The sequence below is a fragment of the Duganella sp. CF458 genome (genome assembly GCF_900113115.1).
Taxonomy (GTDB): domain Bacteria; phylum Pseudomonadota; class Gammaproteobacteria; order Burkholderiales; family Burkholderiaceae_D; genus Rugamonas.
In genome coordinates this window covers 11,875-34,431 of record NZ_FOOF01000023.1, presented here as the reverse complement: position 1 = coordinate 34,431, position 22,557 = coordinate 11,875, and the positions used below count along the sequence as shown (strand labels likewise).

25 protein-coding genes are annotated in these 22,557 nt (G+C 61.6%); 11 read left to right on the top strand and 14 right to left on the bottom strand.

Annotated features, from left to right (window positions below; genetic code table 11):
• The first annotated feature begins 64 nt into the window (after positions 1 to 64).
• From BM269_RS26635 to BM269_RS26625, 3 genes are read left to right on the top strand one after another with little or no spacing between them, the layout of a single operon-like run.
• Positions 65 to 964 (top strand): LysR family transcriptional regulator, encoded by a 900-nt coding sequence (locus tag BM269_RS26635; protein ID WP_090444778.1) that lies wholly within the window; start codon positions 65 to 67, stop codon positions 962 to 964.
• Positions 964 to 1,614 carry a hypothetical protein gene (locus BM269_RS26630; protein WP_090444775.1) on the top strand — a complete coding sequence of 217 codons (651 nt, stop codon included), beginning with the start codon at positions 964 to 966 and terminating at the stop codon, positions 1,612 to 1,614. The genes BM269_RS26635 and BM269_RS26630 overlap by 1 nt, the downstream gene beginning before the upstream one ends.
• A 7-nt stretch (positions 1,615 to 1,621) precedes the next feature.
• Positions 1,622 to 1,915 carry a hypothetical protein gene (locus BM269_RS26625; protein ID WP_090444772.1) on the top strand — a complete coding sequence of 98 codons (294 nt, stop codon included), beginning with the start codon at positions 1,622 to 1,624 and terminating at the stop codon, positions 1,913 to 1,915.
• On the opposite strand, the gene BM269_RS26620 is transcribed toward BM269_RS26625, so the two are convergent.
• From BM269_RS26620 to BM269_RS26600, 5 genes are read right to left on the bottom strand one after another with little or no spacing between them, the layout of a single operon-like run.
• Positions 1,899 to 2,705, bottom strand: a complete 807-nt coding sequence (locus BM269_RS26620) for a class I SAM-dependent methyltransferase (protein ID WP_090444769.1) — start codon at positions 2,703 to 2,705, stop codon at positions 1,899 to 1,901. The two genes, BM269_RS26625 and BM269_RS26620, sit on opposite strands and share 17 nt — an antisense overlap.
• 37 nt (positions 2,706 to 2,742) lie before the next feature.
• A complete protein-coding gene (locus tag BM269_RS26615; RefSeq protein ID WP_090444766.1) occupies positions 2,743 to 3,258 on the bottom strand; it encodes an RDD family protein in 516 nt (171 codons plus the stop codon).
• Positions 3,245 to 4,054: a DUF3106 domain-containing protein gene (locus BM269_RS26610; RefSeq protein ID WP_229204810.1), complete on the bottom strand. Its 810-nt coding sequence runs from the start codon at positions 4,052 to 4,054 to the stop codon at positions 3,245 to 3,247. Before BM269_RS26610 ends, BM269_RS26615 begins: the two co-directional genes overlap by 14 nt.
• A gap of 60 nt (positions 4,055 to 4,114) precedes the next feature.
• On the bottom strand, positions 4,115 to 4,525 hold the full coding sequence (locus tag BM269_RS26605; protein WP_090444760.1) for a DUF3619 family protein: 411 nt from the start codon (positions 4,523 to 4,525) through the stop codon (positions 4,115 to 4,117).
• Positions 4,522 to 5,115 carry an RNA polymerase sigma factor gene (locus tag BM269_RS26600; RefSeq protein WP_255372315.1) on the bottom strand — a complete coding sequence of 198 codons (594 nt, stop codon included), beginning with the start codon at positions 5,113 to 5,115 and terminating at the stop codon, positions 4,522 to 4,524. The genes BM269_RS26605 and BM269_RS26600 overlap by 4 nt, the downstream gene beginning before the upstream one ends.
• 392 nt (positions 5,116 to 5,507) lie before the next feature.
• Here BM269_RS26600 and BM269_RS26595 point away from each other — a divergent pair, with 392 nt between their 5' ends.
• The 3 genes from BM269_RS26595 to ilvC are packed head-to-tail and all read left to right on the top strand — an operon-like array spanning position 5,508 to position 8,785.
• A complete protein-coding gene (locus BM269_RS26595) occupies positions 5,508 to 7,229 on the top strand; it encodes an acetolactate synthase 3 catalytic subunit (protein WP_090444754.1) in 1,722 nt (573 codons plus the stop codon).
• 2 nt (positions 7,230 to 7,231) lie between these two features.
• Complete coding sequence (gene ilvN, locus BM269_RS26590; protein ID WP_028104341.1) at positions 7,232 to 7,723, top strand: acetolactate synthase small subunit; 492 nt, start codon at positions 7,232 to 7,234, stop codon at positions 7,721 to 7,723.
• Positions 7,724 to 7,768: 45 nt separating this feature from the next.
• Positions 7,769 to 8,785 (top strand): ketol-acid reductoisomerase, encoded by a 1,017-nt coding sequence (ilvC, locus tag BM269_RS26585; RefSeq protein ID WP_055936393.1) that lies wholly within the window; start codon positions 7,769 to 7,771, stop codon positions 8,783 to 8,785.
• A gap of 44 nt (positions 8,786 to 8,829) precedes the next feature.
• Here the strand turns inward: ilvC and BM269_RS26580 are convergent, their stop codons facing one another.
• Both BM269_RS26580 and BM269_RS26575 read right to left on the bottom strand, forming a co-directional pair.
• On the bottom strand, positions 8,830 to 9,429 hold the full coding sequence (locus BM269_RS26580) for a hypothetical protein (protein ID WP_090444751.1): 600 nt from the start codon (positions 9,427 to 9,429) through the stop codon (positions 8,830 to 8,832).
• Between the two features lie 84 nt (positions 9,430 to 9,513).
• Positions 9,514 to 11,136: an alkaline phosphatase family protein gene (locus tag BM269_RS26575; RefSeq protein ID WP_090444748.1), complete on the bottom strand. Its 1,623-nt coding sequence runs from the start codon at positions 11,134 to 11,136 to the stop codon at positions 9,514 to 9,516.
• A gap of 124 nt (positions 11,137 to 11,260) precedes the next feature.
• On the opposite strand from BM269_RS26575, the gene BM269_RS26570 reads away from it, so the two are divergent.
• From BM269_RS26570 to BM269_RS26550, 5 genes are all read left to right on the top strand, one after another.
• Positions 11,261 to 11,983 carry an SIMPL domain-containing protein gene (locus BM269_RS26570; protein ID WP_090444745.1) on the top strand — a complete coding sequence of 241 codons (723 nt, stop codon included), beginning with the start codon at positions 11,261 to 11,263 and terminating at the stop codon, positions 11,981 to 11,983.
• A 92-nt stretch (positions 11,984 to 12,075) separates the two neighbouring features.
• On the top strand, positions 12,076 to 12,834 hold the full coding sequence (locus BM269_RS26565) for an SIMPL domain-containing protein (RefSeq protein WP_090444742.1): 759 nt from the start codon (positions 12,076 to 12,078) through the stop codon (positions 12,832 to 12,834).
• 71 nt (positions 12,835 to 12,905) lie between these two features.
• Positions 12,906 to 13,751 carry a CDP-diacylglycerol--serine O-phosphatidyltransferase gene (pssA, locus tag BM269_RS26560; RefSeq protein ID WP_090444739.1) on the top strand — a complete coding sequence of 282 codons (846 nt, stop codon included), beginning with the start codon at positions 12,906 to 12,908 and terminating at the stop codon, positions 13,749 to 13,751.
• Between the two features lie 35 nt (positions 13,752 to 13,786).
• On the top strand, positions 13,787 to 15,325 hold the full coding sequence (locus BM269_RS26555; protein WP_090444736.1) for a 2-isopropylmalate synthase: 1,539 nt from the start codon (positions 13,787 to 13,789) through the stop codon (positions 15,323 to 15,325).
• Positions 15,326 to 15,330: 5 nt separating this feature from the next.
• Positions 15,331 to 15,972: a CatA-like O-acetyltransferase gene (locus BM269_RS26550; RefSeq protein WP_090444733.1), complete on the top strand. Its 642-nt coding sequence runs from the start codon at positions 15,331 to 15,333 to the stop codon at positions 15,970 to 15,972.
• Here BM269_RS26550 and BM269_RS26545 read toward each other — a convergent pair.
• Genes BM269_RS26545 through cyoA form a run of 7 tightly spaced genes read right to left on the bottom strand, consistent with a single transcriptional unit; the run spans position 15,965 to position 22,502 of the window.
• Entirely contained in the window at positions 15,965 to 16,501 is a 537-nt protein-coding gene (locus BM269_RS26545; protein ID WP_090444730.1) for a response regulator transcription factor, read from the bottom strand. The two genes, BM269_RS26550 and BM269_RS26545, sit on opposite strands and share 8 nt — an antisense overlap.
• A 10-nt stretch (positions 16,502 to 16,511) precedes the next feature.
• Complete coding sequence (locus BM269_RS26540) at positions 16,512 to 17,795, bottom strand: ATP-binding protein (RefSeq protein ID WP_229204809.1); 1,284 nt, start codon at positions 17,793 to 17,795, stop codon at positions 16,512 to 16,514.
• Entirely contained in the window at positions 17,792 to 18,517 is a 726-nt protein-coding gene (locus BM269_RS26535; protein ID WP_229204808.1) for an SURF1 family protein, read from the bottom strand. Before BM269_RS26535 ends, BM269_RS26540 begins: the two co-directional genes overlap by 4 nt.
• A complete protein-coding gene (cyoD, locus tag BM269_RS26530; protein ID WP_090444723.1) occupies positions 18,514 to 18,924 on the bottom strand; it encodes a cytochrome o ubiquinol oxidase subunit IV in 411 nt (136 codons plus the stop codon). Before cyoD ends, BM269_RS26535 begins: the two co-directional genes overlap by 4 nt.
• On the bottom strand, positions 18,921 to 19,505 hold the full coding sequence (gene cyoC, locus BM269_RS26525; protein ID WP_090444915.1) for a cytochrome o ubiquinol oxidase subunit III: 585 nt from the start codon (positions 19,503 to 19,505) through the stop codon (positions 18,921 to 18,923). The genes cyoD and cyoC overlap by 4 nt, the downstream gene beginning before the upstream one ends.
• A 49-nt stretch (positions 19,506 to 19,554) precedes the next feature.
• On the bottom strand, positions 19,555 to 21,555 hold the full coding sequence (gene cyoB, locus BM269_RS26520) for a cytochrome o ubiquinol oxidase subunit I (RefSeq protein WP_090444720.1): 2,001 nt from the start codon (positions 21,553 to 21,555) through the stop codon (positions 19,555 to 19,557).
• Between the two features lie 2 nt (positions 21,556 to 21,557).
• Complete coding sequence (gene cyoA, locus BM269_RS26515; protein ID WP_229204807.1) at positions 21,558 to 22,502, bottom strand: ubiquinol oxidase subunit II; 945 nt, start codon at positions 22,500 to 22,502, stop codon at positions 21,558 to 21,560.
• Positions 22,503 to 22,557: the final 55 nt, after the last annotated feature.

The window sequence follows — 22,557 nt, the reverse complement described above, 5'->3', positions numbered from 1 at the left end:
GTAGTCAATTCCGTTGGAGTACACTAGAGTTGAAATTTCAATCTCCAATTCCGAAAATGGAATCATGCTCGATGACCTTGCCTTATTCATCGCCATCGTCGAAGCGGGCAGCCTGAACGCCGCCGCCGAGAAGGAAGGCTTGCCCAGCGCCACCGTCACGCGCCGCCTGCAGAAGCTGGAGGCCGGCTTGGGCTACCGGCTCCTGCATCGCAGTGCGCGCCGCACCATGCTGACGGCGGAGGGGACCCAGTATTACGAGCAATGCCGGCCCTTGGTACAGGCCCTGCGCCAGGCCACCCTCCGGCTCGACGCTACGCTGGGCGCCGTGGAAGGCACGATCCGTGTGCTGGCCCCCGTGAATTTTGCCAGCGAGATCCTGGCGCCGGCCTGGGCCAGCTTCCTCGAGCAATTTCCCCGCGTGCGGCTCGAACTGGAACTGTCCAATGAAGTTCAGGACCTGGTCGGCAGCGGCGCCGACCTGGCGATCCGCATCGGTGCAATGGCCGATTCCACGCTGACGCAGCGCAGGCTTGGCGATGTAAGGCTGGTATTGGCCGCGTCGCCCGCCTACCTTGCCCGAAACGGCACTCCGCGCAATATGAAGGAACTGGAAGGCCACTCCACCATCGCCACACTGCCTTTGCGCGAATGGCATCTGCAGGACCCCGGAAGCGGAGCCCAGTTCGTGCTGCACCCTGATCCGCGCGTGCGCGTCAATGAAGTACGATTGGCGGTGATGATGGCGGAGGCGGGCCTCGGAATTGTCCTTGCGCCAGAACTGCAATGCCACGCCAGCCTGGAGTCGGGCGCCTTGGTGCGGCTGTTGCCCGGCTGGACCTCGCGCGAACGCAGCGTCTACGCCGTCTGGTCGCAGCAGCGCTACCTGCCGGCCCGCGTGCGCGCCTTGCTGGAGCACCTGGCTGCCTTTACCTCCCAGCACCCCTTACTTGCCGGAGATCTTTGATGCGTGCCTGCCTGCTCTTATTCCTGTTGATGCTGATGCCGTTTGGCGCCATGGCGGCCGGTCCCGGATGCCCGGCACGCGATGGCGAGGACGTCTGGCCGGCCGGCTGCTTTACGGAACGGGCAGGTGTGCGCCAACTCAAACCGCGCTACCTGCGCAAACTCTCTTTTAACAAATCCGGCAAGGCCGTGATTGTCATCGACAGCTGGCCCCACGAAGTCGCTGCACTGGACCGGCGCGGCCGCGTCGTCGTACCGGGCATCTACCATACCAGCGACTTCGACTATCCCTACGCGCCACGCGGCGTGGCCCGTTTTGCGGATAAAGACGGCAAATGCGGCTATTTCCAGTCGAGCTCCTTTACGATCCTGGCGCCGGCTGTGTATGACCATTGCATTGCCTTCCATGATGGTGAAGAAGCCAATGCCTGCGTCGATTGCGAAATGTATTGCACGCATCCTGATTGCTATGACTTGCGCCTGGTGGGCGGCACCGGATTTGACCTCGATCCCGAAGGGCGGGTGCTGAGGCGCTACTCCTTGCCGGACCTCGATAAGACCTGTCGCCATGGTATCCAGAAACTGGTGCGGGAAGGGCGCCGCCGATACCTGGAATGCAAAGATGATCCCAATTCACCATTCAAGCTATGATGGCGCTATGGACAACGACTTCTGCCTGGTTCGCCGCTGCCTGATTCCGGCGGATGCTTTCATCCTCTGCGGCTGCCTGCGTGCGGCGGGACTGAACGCCACGGTGATGGATGACCAGCATGTGCAAGCGGCTTTCCTGCTGGCGCCCGCCATTGGCGGGGCGCGCGTCATGGTGCCGCAAGATGAAATGGGGCAGGCCTTGGAGGTCGTCGCGGCTTTCGAGCGCGGCGAGTTGGCGCTGGACGACGACGAGGACGTGGGCGAGGGTGCGCGCGTCTACGAGTTCACGCCTCGCAAGTAAACACAAGCGCCTGCATTTTTCCTTCAATGGCGCCGCTGCCGAACTTTTCGGTCAGCGCTGCGATCGCCGCGTTCGTGGCTTCCTGCAGGCGCCCTGGATCGCGCGCTTCAATATCCGCCCTTAGCGGAGAACCCTGGCAGAGCGCCATGGCGGTGGATGCTGCGGACTCTGCGCGGCTGGTTGCCGTCACCACTTCATGCGTGATGTTTCCGGTCCAACCGCCGCGTTTCAGCTCTTCGACGATCACGTCGACGTCGTGCCAGCCATAGGGCACGCGCGCCAGGAAGCGGGGCGGGTCTTCGGGGAATACCTTGGCCAGAGCATGGTTGATGGCCGCGGAAAAGTCGTTATGACTGATGCCATCCCATACATTGAAGCAATATACGCCGCCCGGCTTCAATACGCGGCGCGCTTCGCTGAAGCCGCGCACCTTATCGGGAAAGAACATCACGCCGAACTGGCATGCCACCGCGTCGAAGCTGGCGTCGGGGAAGGGCAGTGCTTGCCCATCCGCCTGTTGCCATTCAACGCGCGGCGAAACGACGGCCTTGCGCGCTTGCTCCAGCATGGCGGGATTGAGGTCGCTGGCGACGATTTGCGCGGCGGGGATTTCCTGCAGCAGGAGCCGGGTGACGGCGCCGGTGCCGGCCGCCACTTCCAGTATGCGCGCCGGGCGCCGTTGTCCAATGCGGCGCGCCATGTCGATCGCATAGGGGGTGAAGAGGAGCGGCACCATGGCGCGCTCGTAAGTTTCCGGAATTGAGCCAGTGAAGCTGCTGTCCTTGTCCATGGTTGCCTCCCGTGTGCAAGTCCAGTATAGCGAGTGCTTAGGCGGCTTTGGCGCCTTTTTTCTCCGGTTTCGGCAATTGCACCAGGCGGGTCCCGGCGATGCGGTCATGCAGGAACTGGCGGTCCTTGTCGAGGAAGGCGGTCAGCGACCACAGCAGGACGCTGGCCAGCAAGGCGTAGAGCTTGTGCTTATTGCTGAGGTCGGCTGCGTAGGCGACGACGATGCCGGGCAAGATCCACAGCCAGCACAACAGGTAACGCAAGGCGGCGGTGCGGATCGGCAGGTACGCTTGGCCCGGCTGCACCAGCTTGATGCGCCAGGTTTGCATGGCCAGGGTCTGGCCTTTGCGGGTCCATTGGTGGATGAAGTAAGCACCCAGGATCAGGAAGGCCAGGAACTGGCGCATATGCTCGACCAGCGCGGTGTGGCTGGCCTTGCTTGCAATCTCAAAGACCAGGAATGGCAGGAACAGGGCAGCGAGCGCCAGCAGGATCTCGTAGACCATGGCAATCAGGCGACGCTTGATGGTTGGCACAGCGTTATTTGCTTGCATTGGGAAGCACTGGTGGCGCGCTCGGCGCGGCTGGGGTAGCGGAAGCGGGCGCGGTGGCATCCGTCGCCGGGGCCGCCGGACTGGCGGTCGGCGCGGTGGCGGGCGCGGTCAGCGGGGCGGTGCCAGGCGTGGCAGCCGTAGCGGAAGACGCTGTATTTACGCTGCCCGCGCCGAGCGAGCTGCCCGGCGGCACCACAGCCGGCGAACCTTGCGGCAAGCCAATCGGCGCTGGCGGCACCGTACCCGGCGGAACGGTGCCCGGTCCCCGCACCAGGCCATGGCCTTTTACCTTGACTGGCGCCGGTGTCTTCACGGTGGACTGTGCCAGGCTCGGCGTCTTGACGACCTGGTTATTCTTGGCTGCGGCCGCATCTGCCAGGGCTTTCTTGGCTTCGTCCGGCAATTGCTGATATTGCTCCCACTCGGCCGCACGCTGGCCCGGTGGCGTGGCTTTCTTCTGGGCGCGGGCAAAGTTCTCGCGCACGGCCTTGCGTTCGGCCGGCGACAACGCCACCCATTCGCGCATGCGTTGCTGCACGCGCGCTTTTTCGTCCGGCTTCATTTTGGCCAGGCGATTGCCGATGGAAATCCATTTTTGCTTGCGCACCGGGCCCAGCTCTTCCCAGGTCGCTTCAAGCGGTGCCAGGGCTTGCTGCTGGGCCGGTTTCAGGTCGGACCAGTGGGGCTTTTCACCGACTGGCTTGGCAGGAGCTGCAGCGGTTGCGGCAGTCGAAGGCGCCGGCGCAGGGGACGAAGCAGGCCGGCTCACCAGCCATACGACGGCAGCGATTCCCACGCCCGCTAAGGCGATTGCTCCAGCAACCCATGTTGTCCTGCCACTTACACGCGCCATACTTTATTGCTCGCGAGTCTCGAGATAGGCGCCAAAGCCTTGGTCAAGGTAAGCAGACAGCGGCAGTTCATCGGACAGCACAGCGGCGTCCATTTCTGCCAGTTCCACGATCGATTGCTGTTGTTCGTACTGGTACACGCCGACCATGCCGCCCAGCAGCAGGAGCAATGGCAGGGCCACGCTGACGCGGTTGAACCAGGCAAACGGGTTGGCGAAGAAGCCGCTTGCACCGCCAGCCACCGCCGGCGCGGTGCGGCTCACGCGTACGCGGGCCGGCGCATCGGCCTTCTTGCGCTTCATCGCAGCCATGCGGGCTGCGGCCAGGCGATCAGTCGTAGCGGCTGGCAGGTCGTCTAGCTTTTCATTGAGCGCGCGCCGCACGCCGTATGCAAAGTTGGTATCTTCGGTGTTCATAACTTAATTCCCTTGGCTTTGAGCGATTCAGCGAGAGTGTGTGTTGCTCGTGAGCAATGCGTCTTTACGCTCCCTTCGGAACATCCCATCGCTTCGGCAGTTTCTGCTACGTCCATGTCCTGCCAGTAACGCATGAGGAACGCTTCTCGTTGACGCGTAGGCAGTTTTTGCACTTCTTCTTCAATTATCTGCAAGATTTGTGCCCGTTCCACCTGATCCGCACTCGACTCGGCCGCCTGGGAACCCTGTTCAGCCTCGTAGGATTCCAGTATATCAAAGTCCTCATGCTCTTCCTGGCCAGGGCCAAGGCCCGAGAAAAGACTTACCCAGGTATTACGGACTTTTTCGCGACGGAAATAATCAAGTATCGTGGTTTGCAGGATGCGCTGGAACAAAGCCGGCAATTCGGCCGCCGGTTTGTCGCCGTATTTTTCGGCGAGCTTGATCATCGCATCCTGCACAATGTCCAGGGCGGACTCGTCCTTTCGGACGGCATAGACCGCTTGTTTGAAGGCGCGGCGCTCGACACTTTCGAGGAAATCCGATAATTCTTTGTCTGTGGCCATGCGTCGGGAAGAGGGCTGCGCTATATCGCTAGTCTGAACAATCCGGCATTTTAACAAAAAAAGCAGAATAAGCTTGACCAATATGGTGCAGCGCGGTAACGTTAAGGACGCTTTGTACACCACAAGGCTCCCCGGTTCTTCGGGACAGGCACACAAAGCCGTTCTGAAAAGCCAGCTTTCTATTGTCAGCAGTTTGCTCTAACCCGTGCCACAAGCGCGAGAGGTAGGCCAGAAACCGCTGCAAAACTCCAGCCAAACGAGTTGCGTTTAGCACCGGCTTGTACTCCAGCTACGCATGGGGGAAGGGTCAGTGTCACCGCAGAAAGAAGGGAAGCTGAGAGTCGTGCACGGTGTCGCCCACTTCGCTAGGCAAGAGCATCCGATCAATCTCCTATGGACCTTGAAAGGAATGTTTCATGAATACCGAAGCTCCCATCACGGGCGCCGAAATCGTTGTCCGCTGCCTCGCTGAGGAAGGCGTAGAACACGTTTTCGGATATCCCGGCGGCGCCGTCCTTTATATCTACGACGCCATCTTCAAGCAGGACAAATTCCAGCACATCCTCGTTCGCCATGAGCAGGCCGCCATCCATGCCGCCGATGCGTATTCGCGCAGCTCGAACAAAGTGGGCGTGGCGCTGGTCACTTCCGGACCCGGCGTCACCAACGCGGTGACCGGCCTGTCCACCGCCTACATGGACTCCGTTCCGATGGTGGTGATTTCCGGCCAGGTGCCGAGCCACGCGATTGGCCAGGATGCGTTCCAGGAATGCGACACCGTCGGCATCACCCGCCCGGTGGTCAAGCACAACTTCCTGGTGAAGGACGTGAAAGACCTGGCCGAGACCATCAAGAAGGCCTTCTATATCGCCAAGACCGGCCGTCCAGGCCCGGTGCTGGTCGATATTCCCAAAGATATTTCGATGCACAAGCACGTGTACTCGTATCCGAAGGATATCGAGATGCGTTCCTACCGCCCGGTCGACAAAGGCCACGCCGGCCAGATCCGCAAGGCACTGCAGCTGCTGCTGTCGGCCGAGCGTCCAATGATCTACACCGGCGGCGGCGTGATCCTGGCGCATGCATCGAATGAGCTGAACAAACTGGTGGAGAAGCTCGGCTTCCCGGTCACCAATACCCTGATGGGCCTTGGCGGTTCGCGCGCTTCCGATCCATGCTTCGTCGGCATGCCCGGCATGCACGGCACCTACGAAGCCAACCTCGCGATGCAGAACTGCGACGTGCTGATTGCGATCGGCGCCCGCTTTGACGACCGCGTGATCGGCAATCCGAAGCACTTCAGCCAGAACCCGCGCAAGATCATCCACATCGACATCGACCCATCGTCGATCTCGAAGCGCGTCAAAGTGGACATTCCTATCGTCGGCAACGTGAAGGACGTGCTGGTCGAACTGCTGTCGCAGCTGGAAGCGACCGAGCAGCGCCCGAACGCCGCGGCGCTGAAAGACTGGTGGAAGCAGATCAACGAATGGCGCGGCCGCGATTGCCTGAAGTACGCCACCTCCGACCTGGTCATCAAGCCGCAGCAAGTGGTGGAGTCGCTGTACGACATCACCAAGGGCGACGCCTTCATCACCTCCGACGTGGGCCAGCACCAGATGTGGGCCGCGCAGTACTACCGTTTCGACAAGCCGCGCCGCTGGATCAATTCCGGCGGCCTGGGCACCATGGGTGTCGGCCTGCCGTACGCCATGGGCGTGCAGATGGCCAATCCTGATGCGACCGTCGCCTGCATTACCGGCGAAGGCTCGATCCAGATGAACATCCAGGAGCTGGCGACCTGCAAACAGTACCGCCTGACGCCGAAGATCATCCTGTTGAACAACCGCTTCCTGGGCATGGTTCGCCAGTGGCAGCAGATCGACTACGGTTCGCGCTATTCCGAATCCTATATGGATTCGCTGCCGGACTTCGAAAAGCTGGCCGAGGCTTATGGCCACGTCGGCATGCGCATCGAAAAACCGGGCGATGTCGAAGGTGCGCTGAAAGAAGCGTTTGGCATGAAAGACCGCCTGGTCTTCATGAACTTCATTACCGACCAGAGTGAAAACGTGTGGCCGATGGTGAAAGCCGGCAAAGGCCTCTCCGAAATGCTGCTTGGCTCGGAGGACCTGTAATCATGCGCCATATTATTTCTGTACTGCTCGAAAACGAAGCGGGTGCGTTGTCCCGCGTGGTGGGCCTGTTCTCCGCCCGCGGCTACAACATCGAAACGCTGACCGTTGCGCCGACCGAAGACGCGACCCTGTCGCGCATGACCATCGTGACCACCGGTTCCGACGACATCATCGAACAGATCACCAAGCACCTGAACCGCCTGATCGAGGTGGTGAAGGTGGTGGACCTGACCGAAGGCCAGCACATCGAGCGCGAGCTGATGCTGATCAAGGTGCGCGCAGTCGGCAAGGAGCGCGAAGAGATGAAGCGCACCGCCGACATCTTCCGCGGCCGCATCATCGACGTGACCGAAAAGACCTACACCATTGAGCTGACGGGCGCCAAGAGCAAGCTGGATGCCTTCATTGACGCGATTGACCGCGCCTCGATCCTGGAGACTGTCCGTACTGGCGGCTCCGGCATCGGCCGCGGCGAACGCATCCTCAAAGTATAAATAATTGAACTGCAATTCAACCGAATTCACACCCAAGGAATGACCATGAAAGTTTTCTACGACAAAGACGCTGACCTCTCCCTCATCAAAGGCAAGAACGTTGCCATCATCGGCTACGGTTCGCAAGGCCACGCGCACGCGCAGAACCTGACCGAATCCGGCGTGAACGTGACTGTTGGCCTGCGCAAGGGCGGCGCGTCCTGGAACAAGGTCGAAGCGGCTGGCCTGAAAGTGGCGGAAGTGAACGAAGCGGTGAAGAACGCCGACGTCGTGATGATCCTGCTGCCGGACGAGAACATCGCCCAGGTCTACAAAGAAAACGTCGAACCAAACATCAAGCAAGGCGGCGTGCTGGCTTTCGCCCACGGTTTCAACGTGCACTACGGCCAAGTCGTGCCGCGCGCTGACCTGGACGTGATCATGATCGCTCCCAAGGCCCCGGGCCACACCGTGCGCGGCACCTACCGCCAGGGTGGCGGCGTGCCTCACCTGATCGCCGTGTACCAGGACAAATCCGGTTCCGCCCGCGATATCGCCCTGTCGTACGCATCGGCCAACGGCGGCGGCAAGGCCGGCATCATCGAAACCAACTTCCGCGAAGAGACCGAGACCGACCTGTTCGGCGAACAAGCGGTTCTGTGCGGCGGTGCCGTTGAACTGATCAAAGCCGGTTTCGAAACCCTGGTGGAAGCCGGCTACGCGCCTGAAATGGCTTACTTCGAGTGCCTGCACGAGCTGAAGCTGATCGTGGACCTGATCTACGAAGGCGGCATCGCCAACATGAACTACTCGATCTCCAACAACGCCGAGTACGGCGAGTACGTGACCGGCCCGAAAGTGGTGACTTCCGCTACCAAGGAAGCCATGCGCCAGTGCCTGAAAGACATCCAGACCGGCGAATACGCCAAGAGCTTCATCCTCGAGAACAAGGCCGGCGCACCGACCCTGATCTCCCGCCGCCGCCTGACTTCCGAGCACCAGATCGAAGAAGTCGGCGCCAAGCTGCGCGCGATGATGCCTTGGATCGCCAAGAACAAACTGGTCGACCAGTCCAAGAACTGATTGTCCCTAGAAGCAAACTTCAACGGCCCCTCGGGGCCGTTTTTTTATTTCCTTGTCGACGCGAGGCTGGTGCTGGCGGCGTCGCGAATGAAGCGGACCAGGATATCGTCCATCGCCAGCTTGGTCGATTGCTGGACCGCGTTCTTCATGGCGAACGCTCCGCCCCAGAACATCTTGCCGCCTTGCGTGCGGCCGTCGGCGTCATAGACCTTCCGGAATACTTCGCCTTTGGCATTGCGGATGCTGATCGCCAGCTCCAAGTGGGCGCCGTGGTCTTCGAAGGTATAGCGCTGCAGCTCGAACACCAAAGTGTTGCCGGAACCCGATTTGTCGTTCCCGGCCTTGCTGACGCTTCCCAACGCCGCGACGACATCCGAAGATCGCATGGTGGCATCGAGCACCTTGCCGAATTCGACTACCCAGGTATTCGCATAACCGCCCATGACGCTTTTGAATTCGTAGCGATGGGCTTGCGTGGCGGGCGGGAGATAATATCTGTCTGCAATCCTGGCGCTGGGCAGGTTGCCGGTCTTGACGTTGTTGCCCAGGTAGGTGCCGTAATCGTCGGCGACGGGGCGGTTGACCGAGCAGGCGGTGGTCAACGCCAGGGCGGCGGAAACGATGGCGATGCGGCAAATCGGCATATCGTGCTCCAGGACAGGATCGGAGCTTCATTATACGAGGGGGAATGTCCACTTTGGCTCCCGACACCAAAGTGGACATCTAATTTACTTCAATGCTTCGGTAAGGACGCGGCCTTCGGCGCCGGCTGGCGGGCGCACGTTCAGCAGGTAGGCGAGGGTAGGGGCGATGTCGACCACTTCAGCGTACTGGCCGTAGTGGCCGGTTTTTACCCATGGCTTACCCATCACGATCAGCGGTACGTTGGTGTCGTAGGCGTACGGCGAGCCGTGGGTGGTGCCTTTGCCGGTCGGGAAGCCGAAGATCCAGTGCGGCTTGGCCACCACCATCAGGTCGCCGGAAGTCTGGCGGTTCCAGGCCCTGCGCATCAGGGTCGCAATACGTGAGCCGCCGACGGCACCACTTTCCAGCTGGGTGCGGGTATACACATCGGCAAGGCCGGGCTGCGACAACAGGAAGCGTGCCGCGGCATTCTCAACCTCCTCGCGCTTCAAGCCTTTGCTCTCGATCTGGGCGTAGTCCAGGTGCAGGTTCGGAATCGACTGGGCGGATACGCCTTTGTTCAAGCCAAACCTGGTCGCCAGGTGGGCATTCAGGTCCTCCGCCAGCTTCTTGCCGTCGATGCGGTTGACGCCGGCCTTCTGGACTTCATTCGCAAATTCCGGGGTGTTCGCGAAACCATGGTCGGCGGTCAGCACCACCAGCACATTGTCCATGCCGATGCGCTTGTCGATGTAGGAGAAGAAGTTGGACAGCATGCGGTCCAGGCGCAGCAGGTGGTCGTGCGAGATCTTGCTCTCCGGGCCGTAGCCGTGGTTCGCCAGGTCGTGCGCGGAGAAGCTCACCCCCAGCAGGTCCGGTACTCCAGCCGGATTCTTGCCGAGGTTCTCGCCTTCGATGGCGGCCTGGGCGAATTCGACGGTCAGCTCGTCGAGGAAAGGAGACTCTTTCAGGCGCTTGTAATAAACCGCGTCGGTTTTGCCCGATTCGCTGGAGAGCTGCAGGCTCGGCGCATCGCCGTAATCTCCCGCATAGGCCGAATCAGCCAGCAGCGGCTTCCATTTCACACCGTAATAGCGCTCTTGCGGCTTGCCTGCCTGGTACTTCTGCACCCATTGCGGATGCTCCTTCATGTAGAAGGTGGAGGAGGCGAAGTTGCCGCTTTCTTCCATATACATGTAGGCCGTCCCGGTCTTGCCGCCCAGGAGAATCGCGCCGCGGTCCTTGCCCGATACGGTAATCACCTTGGACTGCTGGCCGGTTGCGTAGCGCAGCTGGTCGCCCAGCGTATCGACGCGCAGGTTGGCAGGGGAGGTGCCGTCATGCGGATCGGTCTTCTCGTCGCCGAGATACTTGTGGTTGGCGTCTTCGGTGCAGTACATGCTGCCGCCGTTGGCCGGGTTCACCCAGTTATTGCCGATGATGCCGTGCTGATAGGGATAGGCGCCACTGAGGATGGCCGCATGGCCGACAGCGGTCACGGTAATGCCATGGGCCTGGTGCGCATTGCTGAACCATGCGCCCTGTTCGAGCAGGCGGCGGAAGCCGCCCTGGCCGAACTGGTGGGCATAGCGCGTCACCTGCTCCTGCGGCAGGCCATCGACGGCCATGACCAGGACGAGTTTGGGTTGTGCAGGCTGTTTGGCCGGTGCCGCGTGGGCGCCGAACGAGGCCGCCAGGGCCAGTGCGGGAATCAGGTACTTTGCCATTTTCCTAGTTCATGTGTGGAGTGGACGACATGCGATCATGCCACAGCCGGATGTCTTGTAGATGACACTTTTGTATCAGTTTCAGTTACATTCGAGCTTCGAATAATTCATTGGAAGGTTTTGCATGCTCAAGCCCCTGGCCCTGCTGGCGATGATCGTTTCTGCCCAAGCAGCTTTCGCCGACACGCTTCCTACCGAGAATGCACTGGTGACGGTGACGGCCATCGGCAGCGTCACCGCACCAAACGATGAAGCGCAACTCGTTTTCGGCTACGAGGAGCAGGGCAAGGACAAGGCGGCGCTGGCGTCCAGCGTCAACCTGCGCCTGAAGCAGGGCATCGCGGCGTTGAAAAAAGCCAGCCCGAACGCGCGGCTGTCGCTGGACAGCTACCGGACTTACGCTGTCTACGACGAAGCGCTTGCGCGCATCCAAAAGCGCGAAGCGCAGCAAACCGGTTGGCGTGTCAGCCAGGATGTGCGGCTTGTCACTGGCGACTTCGCCGCCTTGCCGGCGACGGTTGCGTCGACCCAGAAGGTCCTGACGCTCAAGAGCGTCGTCTTCGGCTTAAGCGAGGAGACCAGGAAAAAGCTGGAACAGCGACGTGTGGAAGCCGCCTATCGCAGCCTGGAAGAGCAGGTCGCCTTCATTGCTGGCGCGATGCGGCGCCCGGTTGCCGATGCGAAGCTGGAATCGCTGGACTTCGGCTCCCAAGCGCTGGAGCAGAAAGTGTACGTCACCGGCAGCAGGCTTCGCCGCGAAGATAGCGGCGAGGTCGAAGAGCCAAACCTGCAGCCTGGCGAGAGCAAGCTGGAACTGCGCGCGACGGCAAAGCTCCGCTTCAAGTAGGAAGAGTGTTACAAACGCTCACGAATCGCGACAGTTTTGCGGTATGAATTCAGTTAAAGTGCGTCCATCGAAACCAAGCAAGGAGAATAACAATGACCGTCAAGAAAGCTGTAGCTGCTGCCGCGCTGGTGCTGGGCGCCCAGGCCGCCATCGCACAATCCGTCCCGACCGCGGGCGCCACCGTCATCGTGCCTGCCTATGGTGAAGTCACTGCGCCGAACGACCAGGCCGTGGCCGTGCTGGCGATTGAGGAGCAGGACAAGGACAAGGCTGCTGCCGCCTCGCGCGTGAACCAGAAAATCAAGCAGGGCCTGGACATCCTGAAGAAGGAAGACCCGCAAGCCAAGCTGAAAACCCAGGGCTACTACACCTATCCGGTCTATCCGGAAGACCGTCCACTGCCGCCGGGCGCCACTGCCAAGGTGCGCCAGCCGACCGCATGGCGCGTGGGCCAGTACGTGCAGGTGACCACCACCAATATCGGCGTGCTGCCGAAGACCGTAGCCGCTGCGCAGAAGGTGCTGACCCTGAACGGCCTGTCCTTCGGCCTGAGCCCGGCCGCCACCCGCAAGCTGGATGACGCCCGCATCGCCGCCACCTACAAGAACCTGAACGAGCGCATTGCCTCCATCGCCTCCGCGATGGGCCGTCCGGTGACCGACGCGGTGCTGGATACCATCGACTACGAAGGTTCCGGCAACTACGGCGGCGGCCCGGCCGGCGCGCCGGCGCCGATGATGATGGCGCGCGCCAAAATGGCAGAGATGGACCAGTCCGTGGCCGAGCCAAGCTTCGAACCTGGCGAAACCACGCTGGAAATGCGCGTGGTCGGCAAGGTCAAGTTCAAGTAAGCCAAAGTTGCCACTTCCATACTGGGTGTCCTCTATAATAGGGGCCACCCTCGTATAAAAAATGGAAGAGTATGGCCAAATTCCCCCGCCGCCGGCCTAAAAACGCCGCCGGCAAGCAATCGTTGTTCAGCCGCTTCGCCCGCCGCAAGGGGGCCGATGGCCTCGACAAGCCGCGCTCGCGCGGCATCTACCTGCTGCCGAACGCCTTCACCACCGGTGCCCTGTTCTGCGGCTTCTTCGCCATCGTCATGGCCATGAACCAGCGCTTCGAGCACGCCGCCTGGGCGATTTTCGTCGCCATGCTGCTGGACGGGCTGGATGGCCGCGTGGCACGCCTGACCAATACCCAGAGTGAATTCGGCGCCCAGTACGACTCGCTGTCGGACATGGTGTCGTTCGGTGCCGCGCCGGCGCTGGTGATCTATGAATTCGCACTGCGCGGACTCGGAAAGCTGGGCTGGATCGCGGCCTTCGTCTACTGTGCCGGCGCCGCACTGCGCCTGGCCCGCTTCAACACCAATATCGAAGTGGTCGACAAACGCTACTTCCAGGGCTTGCCGTCGCCGGCCGCCGCCTCCTTGATCGCCGGCTTCGTCATGCTGCTGACCGACCTGGAAGTCGATGGCGTGTTCTATCCTTGGCAGGCCTGGGTGCTGGCGGTATTTGCCGGCCTGAGCATGGTGTCGAACGTGCCGTTCTACAGCTTCAAGGACATCAATTTCCGCAAGTCGGTGCCATTCCTGGCCGTGTTCCTGATTGCGATGTTCTTCGCCCTGATCTCCATCGATCCGCCGAAGGTGCTGTTCGTGTTGTTCGTGGCATATGGACTGTCGGGCTATGTGATCTACCTGACCCGCCTGGTCAAAGGCAATCCGGTCAAACTGATCGAGAAAACTTCGCCGGAAGACGAATCGTAAGGCCGCCGGGGCGGCAATTCAGAAGGAGCGAATCCATGAATGACCGCCTCATCATCTTCGATACCACCCTGCGCGACGGCGAACAATCGCCGGGCGCTTCCATGACCCGCGAAGAAAAGGTGCGCATCGCCCGCCAGCTCGAAAAGCTGCGGGTCGATGTGATCGAAGCGGGTTTCGCCGCTGCTTCGCAAGGCGATTTCGAATCCATCCGCGCCATTGCCACCGCCGTGCGCGAGCCCATCGTGTGTTCGCTGGCACGCGCCAATGACCGTGACCTGGCCCGCGCCGCCGAAGCGCTGGAGCCGGCGGCGCGCAAGCGTATCCACACCTTCATTGCCACCTCGCCACTGCACATGCAGATGAAGCTGCGCATGGAGCCGGACCAGGTGCTGGAACAGGCCAGGCTGGCGATCCGCTTCGCCCGCAAATTCACCGATGATATTGAGTTCAGCCCGGAAGATGGCAGCCGCTCGGAAGAGGATTTCCTGTGCCGCGTGCTGGAAAACGTGATCGCCGAAGGCGCCACCACCATCAACTTCCCCGATACCGTGGGTTATGCCGTGCCGGAACTGTATGGCCAGACCATCCGCCGCCTGCGCGAACGCATTCCGAATTCCGACAAGGCCGTGTGGTCGGTACACTGCCACAACGATCTCGGCCTGGCCGTGGCCAATTCGCTGGCCGGCGTAATGATCGGCGGCGCGCGGCAGGTGGAATGCACCATCAATGGCTTGGGAGAGCGCGCCGGCAATACCGCGCTGGAAGAGGTGGTGATGGCCCTGCGCACGCGCGCCGGCTATTTCAACCTGGACTGCGCGATCGACACGACGCAGATCGTCCCGGCATCGAAGATGGTGTCGCAGATTACCGGTTTTGCGGTGCAGCCGAACAAGGCGGTGGTTGGCGCCAATGCCTTTGCCCACGCCTCCGGCATTCACCAGGACGGCATCCTCAAGGCGCGCGAAACCTACGAGATCATGCGCGCAGAAGACGTGGGCTGGACTGCCAACAAGATCGTGCTGGGCAAGCTCTCCGGCCGCAACGCTTTCAAGCAGCGCTTGCAGGAGCTGGGCATCGAGCTTGATTCGGAGGCCGAAGTGAATGCCGCCTTCACCCGCTTCAAGGAACTGGCCGACCGCAAGTCCGAAATCTTCGACGAAGACATCATGGCCCTGGTGAGCGGTGAAGAAGCCGCGTCCGGCGGCGAACATTACCGCTTCGTCTCGCTGGCGCAGCGTTCGGAAACCGGCGAACTGCCCTTTGCGCGCGTGGTGTTCTCGATTGACGGGGTGGAACACAGCGCCGAAGGCACAGGCGACGGCCCGGTCGACGCCATGGTCAACGCCATCGAAAGCAAGGCGCAAAGCGGCGCGGAACTGGTGCTGTTCGCCATCAGCGGCATCAGTCCCGGCACCCAATCGCAAGGCGAGGTAACGATGCGCCTTGCGCATTCCGGCCGCATCGTCAACGGCGTCGGCGCCGATCCAGACATTGTCGTCGCTTCCGCCAAGGCCTACCTGGCAGGCCTCAATAAGCTGCATTCCAAAATCGAACGGCTCAACCCTCAGGTCTGAACAACATGGACAAATTTGAACTTCGCCGCGACCGCTACGAGTCGTTTCGCCAGTATGCGAATCCGCTGCTGAACCTGAGCGTAGTCGCGCGGCTGCCGGAGTTTCGGCACTACTGCACGGAGCGGCAACTGCCGCCGTTCCATTTTCTCTTGTACTGCCTCTACATGAGCGTGAAGGATGTCGAGAACTTCCTGTACCGCGAGTTCGACGGGGAGGTGATCAAGATCGATGACTTCTACGGCGGCTACACCGTCATCAACCTGGACAACAACCTGAATTACGCCAGGTTCGATATGTCGACCGATCGCGCCGAATTCATTTCCCGCAGCCTGGCGGCGGGCGCGGAGGCGCGCGCGACGCGCGAATTCATCAACACCGGCCGCGATCTGACCCCGCGCGAACAGAAAAACAATGTCTACACCACCTGCATGCCGTGGCTCGACATGCGTGCGATCGAGCACCCGATCCACGAGTACAAGAGCGCCGACATTCCCTTGATCGCTTGGGGACGCTACAGCGATCTGGACGGCGACATGATGACGGTGCCATTCTGCGTCCAGGCGCATCACGGTTTCGTGGACGGATACCACGTCCACCTGTTGTTGCAAGGACTTGCGGAACGCATTGCGCGCGAAATGACTATTTGACGCGCTGCTTTTCGAGCTTGCGTGCCAGCGTGCGGCGGTGCATGCCGAGCCGGCGGGCGGCCTCGGAGATATTGAAGCCGGTTTCCGCCAGCACCTGGTGGATGTGCTCCCACTCCAGCGTCTTGATGGAGGTCGAACGGTTGGTCAGCTCCACTTCGGCCACACCGGCCACATGCGAGAAGGCCGCTTCGATATCGTCCGTGTTGGAAGGCTTGGCCAGGTATTGGCAGGCACCAAGCTTGACCGCTTCGACGGCGGTGACAATGCTGGCAAAGCCGGTCAATACGACGATCAGCATGGCCGGCGAATGGGTGTGCAGGGCCTGCACGCAGGCCAGGCCGGAAGTGCTGCCTTCCAGCTTGAGGTCGACCACGGCATGCGTGGGGGTGTGCTTTGCCAGCAGCGCGTCCACTTGCTCCGGGTTGCTCGCACGCAGAACGGTGTAGCCGCGCCGCTCGAACGAGCGCGAAAGGGTGCGCGCGAACGCGGGATCATCTTCCACGATCAACAATAAATGCTCTGCGGTCATGCTGCTTTTCCTATTCGAGTGCAATGGCCGACAGCGGCAGGCGCAGTTCGACCAGCGCGCCTTTGTCCAGGTTGCGTGCTTCAACTGTACCGCCCAGCGTGCGAATCACGTTCACCACCAGGAACAGTCCGAGGCCGCTGCCAGGGCGGCCTTTGCTCGACTGATAAGGCTTGCCGAATTGCGCCAGCATCGAGGGCGCGAAGCCGGGGCCGCGATCGCTGACCGCCAGTTTCAGCACGTCGCCCTCGGTGGATGCCTGCAGCCTGACCCATAGCGGAGAAGCTTCCAGTGCATTGTCGAGCAGGTTGAAAATCGTTTGCTTGAGCGCGGAATCGAACACCACCGGCTGGTCGCCAGGCAACTGGTCGTCGTATTCGAAAGCGATGACCGGGCGGTTGCCGCGCCATTCATCCAGCATCTCCTCAAGGAAGGAGCGCAGGGTGGTCTTGGCAGACGATTCGCCACGCAGCTCGCCGGCGGACAACAGGATGCCGGTGACAATGGTCTTGCAGCGCTGGAGCTGGGTCTGCATCTCCTCGATTTCCTCCAGCAGCGTCGCGTTCCCGGTAAATTCCGGCATGCGGCGCCAATCGCCCAGCAGGACCGACATGGTCGCCATCGGCGTGCCCAGTTCGTGTGCGGCGCCGGATGCCAGGAGGCCCATGCGCACGATATGGTCCTCTTCCGCGGCGCGCTGGCGCAGGTCGGCCAGGTGCGCGTCGCGCTCGCGCAGGTTGCCGGTGATGCGCTTGATCAGGATGACCAGCAGCCCGGCATTCAGCAGGAAGCAGAGCAACATGCCCTCCACGTACAGGTGGGCAAAGGCGCTTTCGTCTTCCAGCAGCACGGGCAGGGGCTTGGAGAACATCGCCAGGCCGCCCAGGCAGGCGCCCGTGATGCCGACGATGGTCCAGGCGGCCCATGCATCGAGCAGCACCGCCGACAGGATCACCTGCAGCAGGTAAAGGAAGGCAAACGGATTGGTGGTGCCGCCGCTGAAATGCAACTGCGCGGTCAGGCTGGCCACGTCGACCAGCAGCGCCAGGAGCATTTCGTTATTGGTAACGATCGGGTTCTCGTGCCAGCGCAAATGGCTGCCGATGTTAAAGGCGATCAGGCAGGCCAGCACCGTCAGCATCTGCGGCATCGGCAGGTTCAGGTCAAGGCCGAGGCTGACGCCGGCGATGGTCGTGATCTGGCCCAGTACCGCGATCCAGCGCAGCCGGATCAGGTACAACATGTTTTTGTGGCCGGTAGTGTCGCCGACGCCCGCCGCGAGGGACAAGGACATCATTCCGCCAGGTTCCGCCGTGTTTTCCGAGTGATTTGCCATGTTCGCCCGATGATCATCAACGCTAGAGCATACCAAGTCAATGCGTATACCAGGTGATTATCACGGAAAGCGATCACGGTGAGGCCGCCGACGGGCTGCCCGGCCTGCGGGGCGGGGCTGGCATCGGCATCGATGAAGTAGGGGGCGACCCGCGCCAGGCCCTGGGCTGCAGCGATGGCTTGCACGTCGCGCGAATACCAGCGCTGGCCGGCAGGATCGTTCTTGCGCAACAGGTCGCCGTCCGGTTGGCTCATGCGCAGCAAGCCGCTTACCGCGGCTGGCGCAGTGCCGGAGCCGGTGCCTGCCTTGCGGTCGGCGATGTAGCCGCGATTGACCAGCACGATGTCGCCGGAAGCGGTCTGCAGCGGGGTCATGACCCAGAAGCCGGGGCCAAGGTGGGTGGAGGCTTGCACCAGGGTGCTGCGATCGAGCAGCAGGGTGCCGGCAACTTGCACATGCCGGTATTCGGCATTGTCGGCCGTGATGGACGGCCATTCGGCAGCGGCGGGGGCGGCGACAGCCGCCGCGTGAGCGCGCTGGTTGACGCGGGCGATCAGCTCATGCTTCCAATGCATGCGAAACAGCTGCCAGGTCCCGAGCGCCAGGAATACGGCACAGGCGAGCGAGATCCCGGCGGCCCAGAAAAGGCGCGCCCGCGGGGAGGCGGTGCGCGCTTTACTCAAGGCATGTCGTGCATCTGCTGCACGGAAGAACTGCCGGCCGGTCCCATGGACGGCATCATATTGTGGTTCAGGTGGTACATGACCCAGATCGAGCCGATCAGCACGATCGCGACCAGCACGATGGTGAAGATCAGTGCCAGCAAGGTCCAGCCGCCTTCCGAACGCGAGTTCATGTGCAGGAAGTAGATCATGTGAACCACGATCTGCACGACGGCGAAGCCGAGGATGACGAAGGCGGTGGTGCTCGAATCCTTGATCACGTTGCCCATCACCAGCCAGAACGGAATCGCGGTCAGGATAACGGACAGGATGAAGCCGATGGCGTAGCTTTTCAGGCTGCCGTGGTCATGGCCGTCGCCATGCGCGCCGTGGCCATGGCCGTGTTCGTGGTCGTGGTGTGCGCTCATGGCAGGACTCCCATCAGGTAGACAAAGGTGAAGACGCCGATCCAGATCACGTCCAGGAAGTGCCAGAACATCGACAGGCACATCAGGCGGCGGGTGTTGGCTTCGGTCAGGCCATGGCGATTCAGCTGGACCATCAGGGTCACCAGCCAGATCACGCCGAAGGTCACGTGCAGGCCGTGGGTACCGACCAGCGCGAAGAACGAAGTCAGGAAAGCGCTGCGTTGCGGGCCGGCGCCTTCGTGGATCAGGTGCACGAATTCGTACATTTCCAGGCCCAGGAAGGCCAGGCCGAACAGGCCGGTGACAGCCAGCCACGCCAGGGTGGTGCCCAGCTTGGCGCGCTGCGAAGCCAGCATGGCGAAGCCGTAGGTGATCGACGACAGCAGCAGGAAGCCGGTGTTCAGCGCCACCAGCGGCAGGTCGAACAGTTCGGCGCCGGACGGGCCGCCCGCGAAGTTGCGGCCCAGGACTGCGTAAGCGATGAACAGGACGGCGAAGATCAGGCAATCGCTCATCAGGTAGAGCCAGAAGCCCAGCAGGGTGCCGTTTTCCGGATGATGTTCGCGGACGTGGAACGGCATGTCGTCCTGCGCGCCGTGCGCACCTGCCTTGGCAGGATCAAGAACGAGTTCAGACATTGGCTGCCTCCAGGGTACGGGTGCGCTCGGCTTCGGTCACAACGACTTCTTCGGCCGGGATGTAGTAATCGCGCTTGTAGTTAAAGGTATGGATGATTGCGGCGCCCACGGTGGCCACCAGGCCGAGCACAGCGAAGATCCACATCTGCCAGACCAGGGCGAAGCCGGTCGCGGCGCTCAGGCCGGCGATGACGAAGCCGGCAGCCGTGTTCTTCGGCATGTGGATCGCCACGAAGTCGCTCACTGGACGCAGGTAGTTACGGCGCTTCATGTCGGTCCAGCTGTCGTTGTCGTACACGCGCGGGGTGAAGGCGAAGTTGTAGTCCGGAGGAGGCGACGAAGTCGACCACTCCAGGGTACGGCCATCCCAGGGGTCGCCGGTCACGTCGCGCAGTGCATCGCGGCGACGATAGGACACATAGAACTGCACCAGCATGGAGCCGATACCGCCGGCGATCAGGACGGCGCCCACGGCGGCCACCTGGAACCAGATCTGCAGCGAAGGATCTTCGAAGTGGCTCATGCGGCGCGTCACGCCCATCAGGCCCAGCACGTACAGCGGCATGAAGGCGAGGTAGAAGCCGACCACCCAGCACCAGAACGAGACTTTGCCCCAGAACACGTCCAGCTTGTAGCCGAAGGCTTTCGGGAACCAGTAGTTAATGGCAGCGAACACGCCGAACACCACGCCGCCGATGATCACGTTGTGGAAGTGCGCGATCAGGAACAGGGAGTTGTGCAGCACGAAGTCGGCTGGCGGAACGGCCAGCAGCACGCCTGTCATGCCGCCGATCACGAAGGTGATCATGAAGGCGATGGTCCACATCATCGGCAGTTCAAAGCGGATGCGGCCGCGGTACATGGTGAACAGCCAGTTGAAGATCTTGGCGCCGGTCGGGATCGAAATGATCATCGTCGTGATGCCGAAGAAGGAGTTCACGCTGGCGCCGGAGCCCATGGTGAAGAAGTGGTGCAGCCATACCAGGTAGGACAGGATGGTGATCACCACGGTCGCGTACACCATCGAGGTGTAGCCGAACAGGCGCTTGCCGGAGAAGGTCGACACGATTTCCGAGAACACGCCGAATACCGGCAGCACCAGGATGTACACCTCAGGGTGGCCCCAGATCCAGATCAGGTTCACGTACAGCATGGAATCGCCGCCGAAATCGCTGGTGAAGAAGTGGGTACCGAAGGTGCGGTCCAGCGACAGCATGGCCAGCACGGCGGTCAGCACAGGGAAGGTCACCACGATCAGCACGTTGGTGCACAGCGAGGTCCAGGTGAAGACAGGCATCTTCATCAGCTTCATGCCCGGCGCGCGCATCTTGACAATGGTCGCGATCAGGTTGACCCCCGAGAGCAAGGTCCCGACCCCCGCCACCTGCAAGGACCAGATGTAGTAATCCACGCCCACGTCAGGGCTGGCCAGGATGCCGGACAGCGGCGGGTAAGCCAGCCAGCCGGTTTTCGCGTATTCGCCGACGAACAGCGAGACCATGGTCAGGCCGCCGCCGAAGGCGGTCATCCAGAAGGAGAAGTTGTTCAGGAACGGGAAGGCCACGTCGCGCGCGCCGATCTGCAGCGGCACCACGTAGTTCATCAAGCCGGTCACGAAAGGCATCGCCACGAAGAAGATCATGATCACGCCGTGGGCGGTGAAGATCTGGTCGTAGTGGTGCGGAGGCAGGTAGCCCATGCTGTCGCCGAAAGCGACCGCTTGCTGCAGGCGCATCATCAGCGCGTCGGCAAAGCCGCGCAGCAGCATGACCAGGCCCAGCACCATGTACATGATGCCGATCTTCTTGTGGTCGATACTGGTGATCCAGTCGCGCCACAGCGGGCCCCAGAGTCGGTATTTGGTCATGGCGCCGAGGACGGCCATGCCGCCCAGCACCACCATGGCGAAGGTGGCGACAAGGATCGGCTCATGATACGGGATTGCGTCCCAGCTCAGCCGGCCCAGCAACGGGTGGAGGGTTTGGTTTTCCATAATCAGTTCTTACGAGAAGTAGATGCGAGGGCGACGTCCTGCTTGGCTTCAGCGTAGGTATCGCTTGGCGTGCAGATGCGCGCTTCCATTTCTTTCTTGGCGGCGATGGCGCGCAGGCGGGCGGCATCGGCAGCCATGGTCTGGTTGGCGCAGGTCGAACCCGGTTCGACGCAGCGGTTGATGATCGCGGTGTACAGCTCGTTCTCCACCGCGCCATAACGGCGCACCGGTTCGCGCTCGCTTGGCTTTTCAAGGGCCAGGTAGTCGGCGCGGTTCAGGGTGCCGCCGCCCGCCTTGGTCTTGGCAACCCAGGCCTCGAAGTCGGCGGTCGACATGCCGTGGTACTTGAAGCGCATGTGCGAGAAACCCGCGCCGCTGTAGTTGGCCGAGAAGCCGTCATACGTGCCCGGTTTGTTCAACACCGCGTTCAGGGTGGTGTCCATGCCCGGCATGGCGTAGATCTGGCCGGCCAGCGCCGGGATGTAGAACGAATTCATCACGGTCGACGCGGTGATCTTGAAGCGGATCGGGGTGTCGATCGGGGTCACCAGTTCATTGACGGTGGCGATGCCTTGTTCCGGGTAGATGAACAGCCATTTCCAGTCCATCGCCACCACTTGCACCACCATCGGCTTGTGGTCGGCTGCCAGCGGACGTTTTTCGTCGATGCGGCTGAGTGGACGGTAGGGGTCCAGCAGGTGGGTGCTGATCCAGGTCAGCAGGCCGAGCACGATGATGATCATCAGCGGGGCGCCCCAGATCACCAGCTCCAGTTGGGTCGAATGGTCCCAATCTGGAGTATATTTGGCGTTAGTGTTGCCTTTTCGGTAACGCCAGGCGAACAGCACGGTCAGCGCGATCACCGGTACGATGATCAGCAACATGAGCAGCGTCGAAATGGTCACCAGGTGCGCCTGTTGCGAGGCAACATCGCCGGCAGGGTTCATAACGATGGTATTGCAGCCTGTAAGGCAGACGGCTGCGAGGAGGAGAAGTAATATA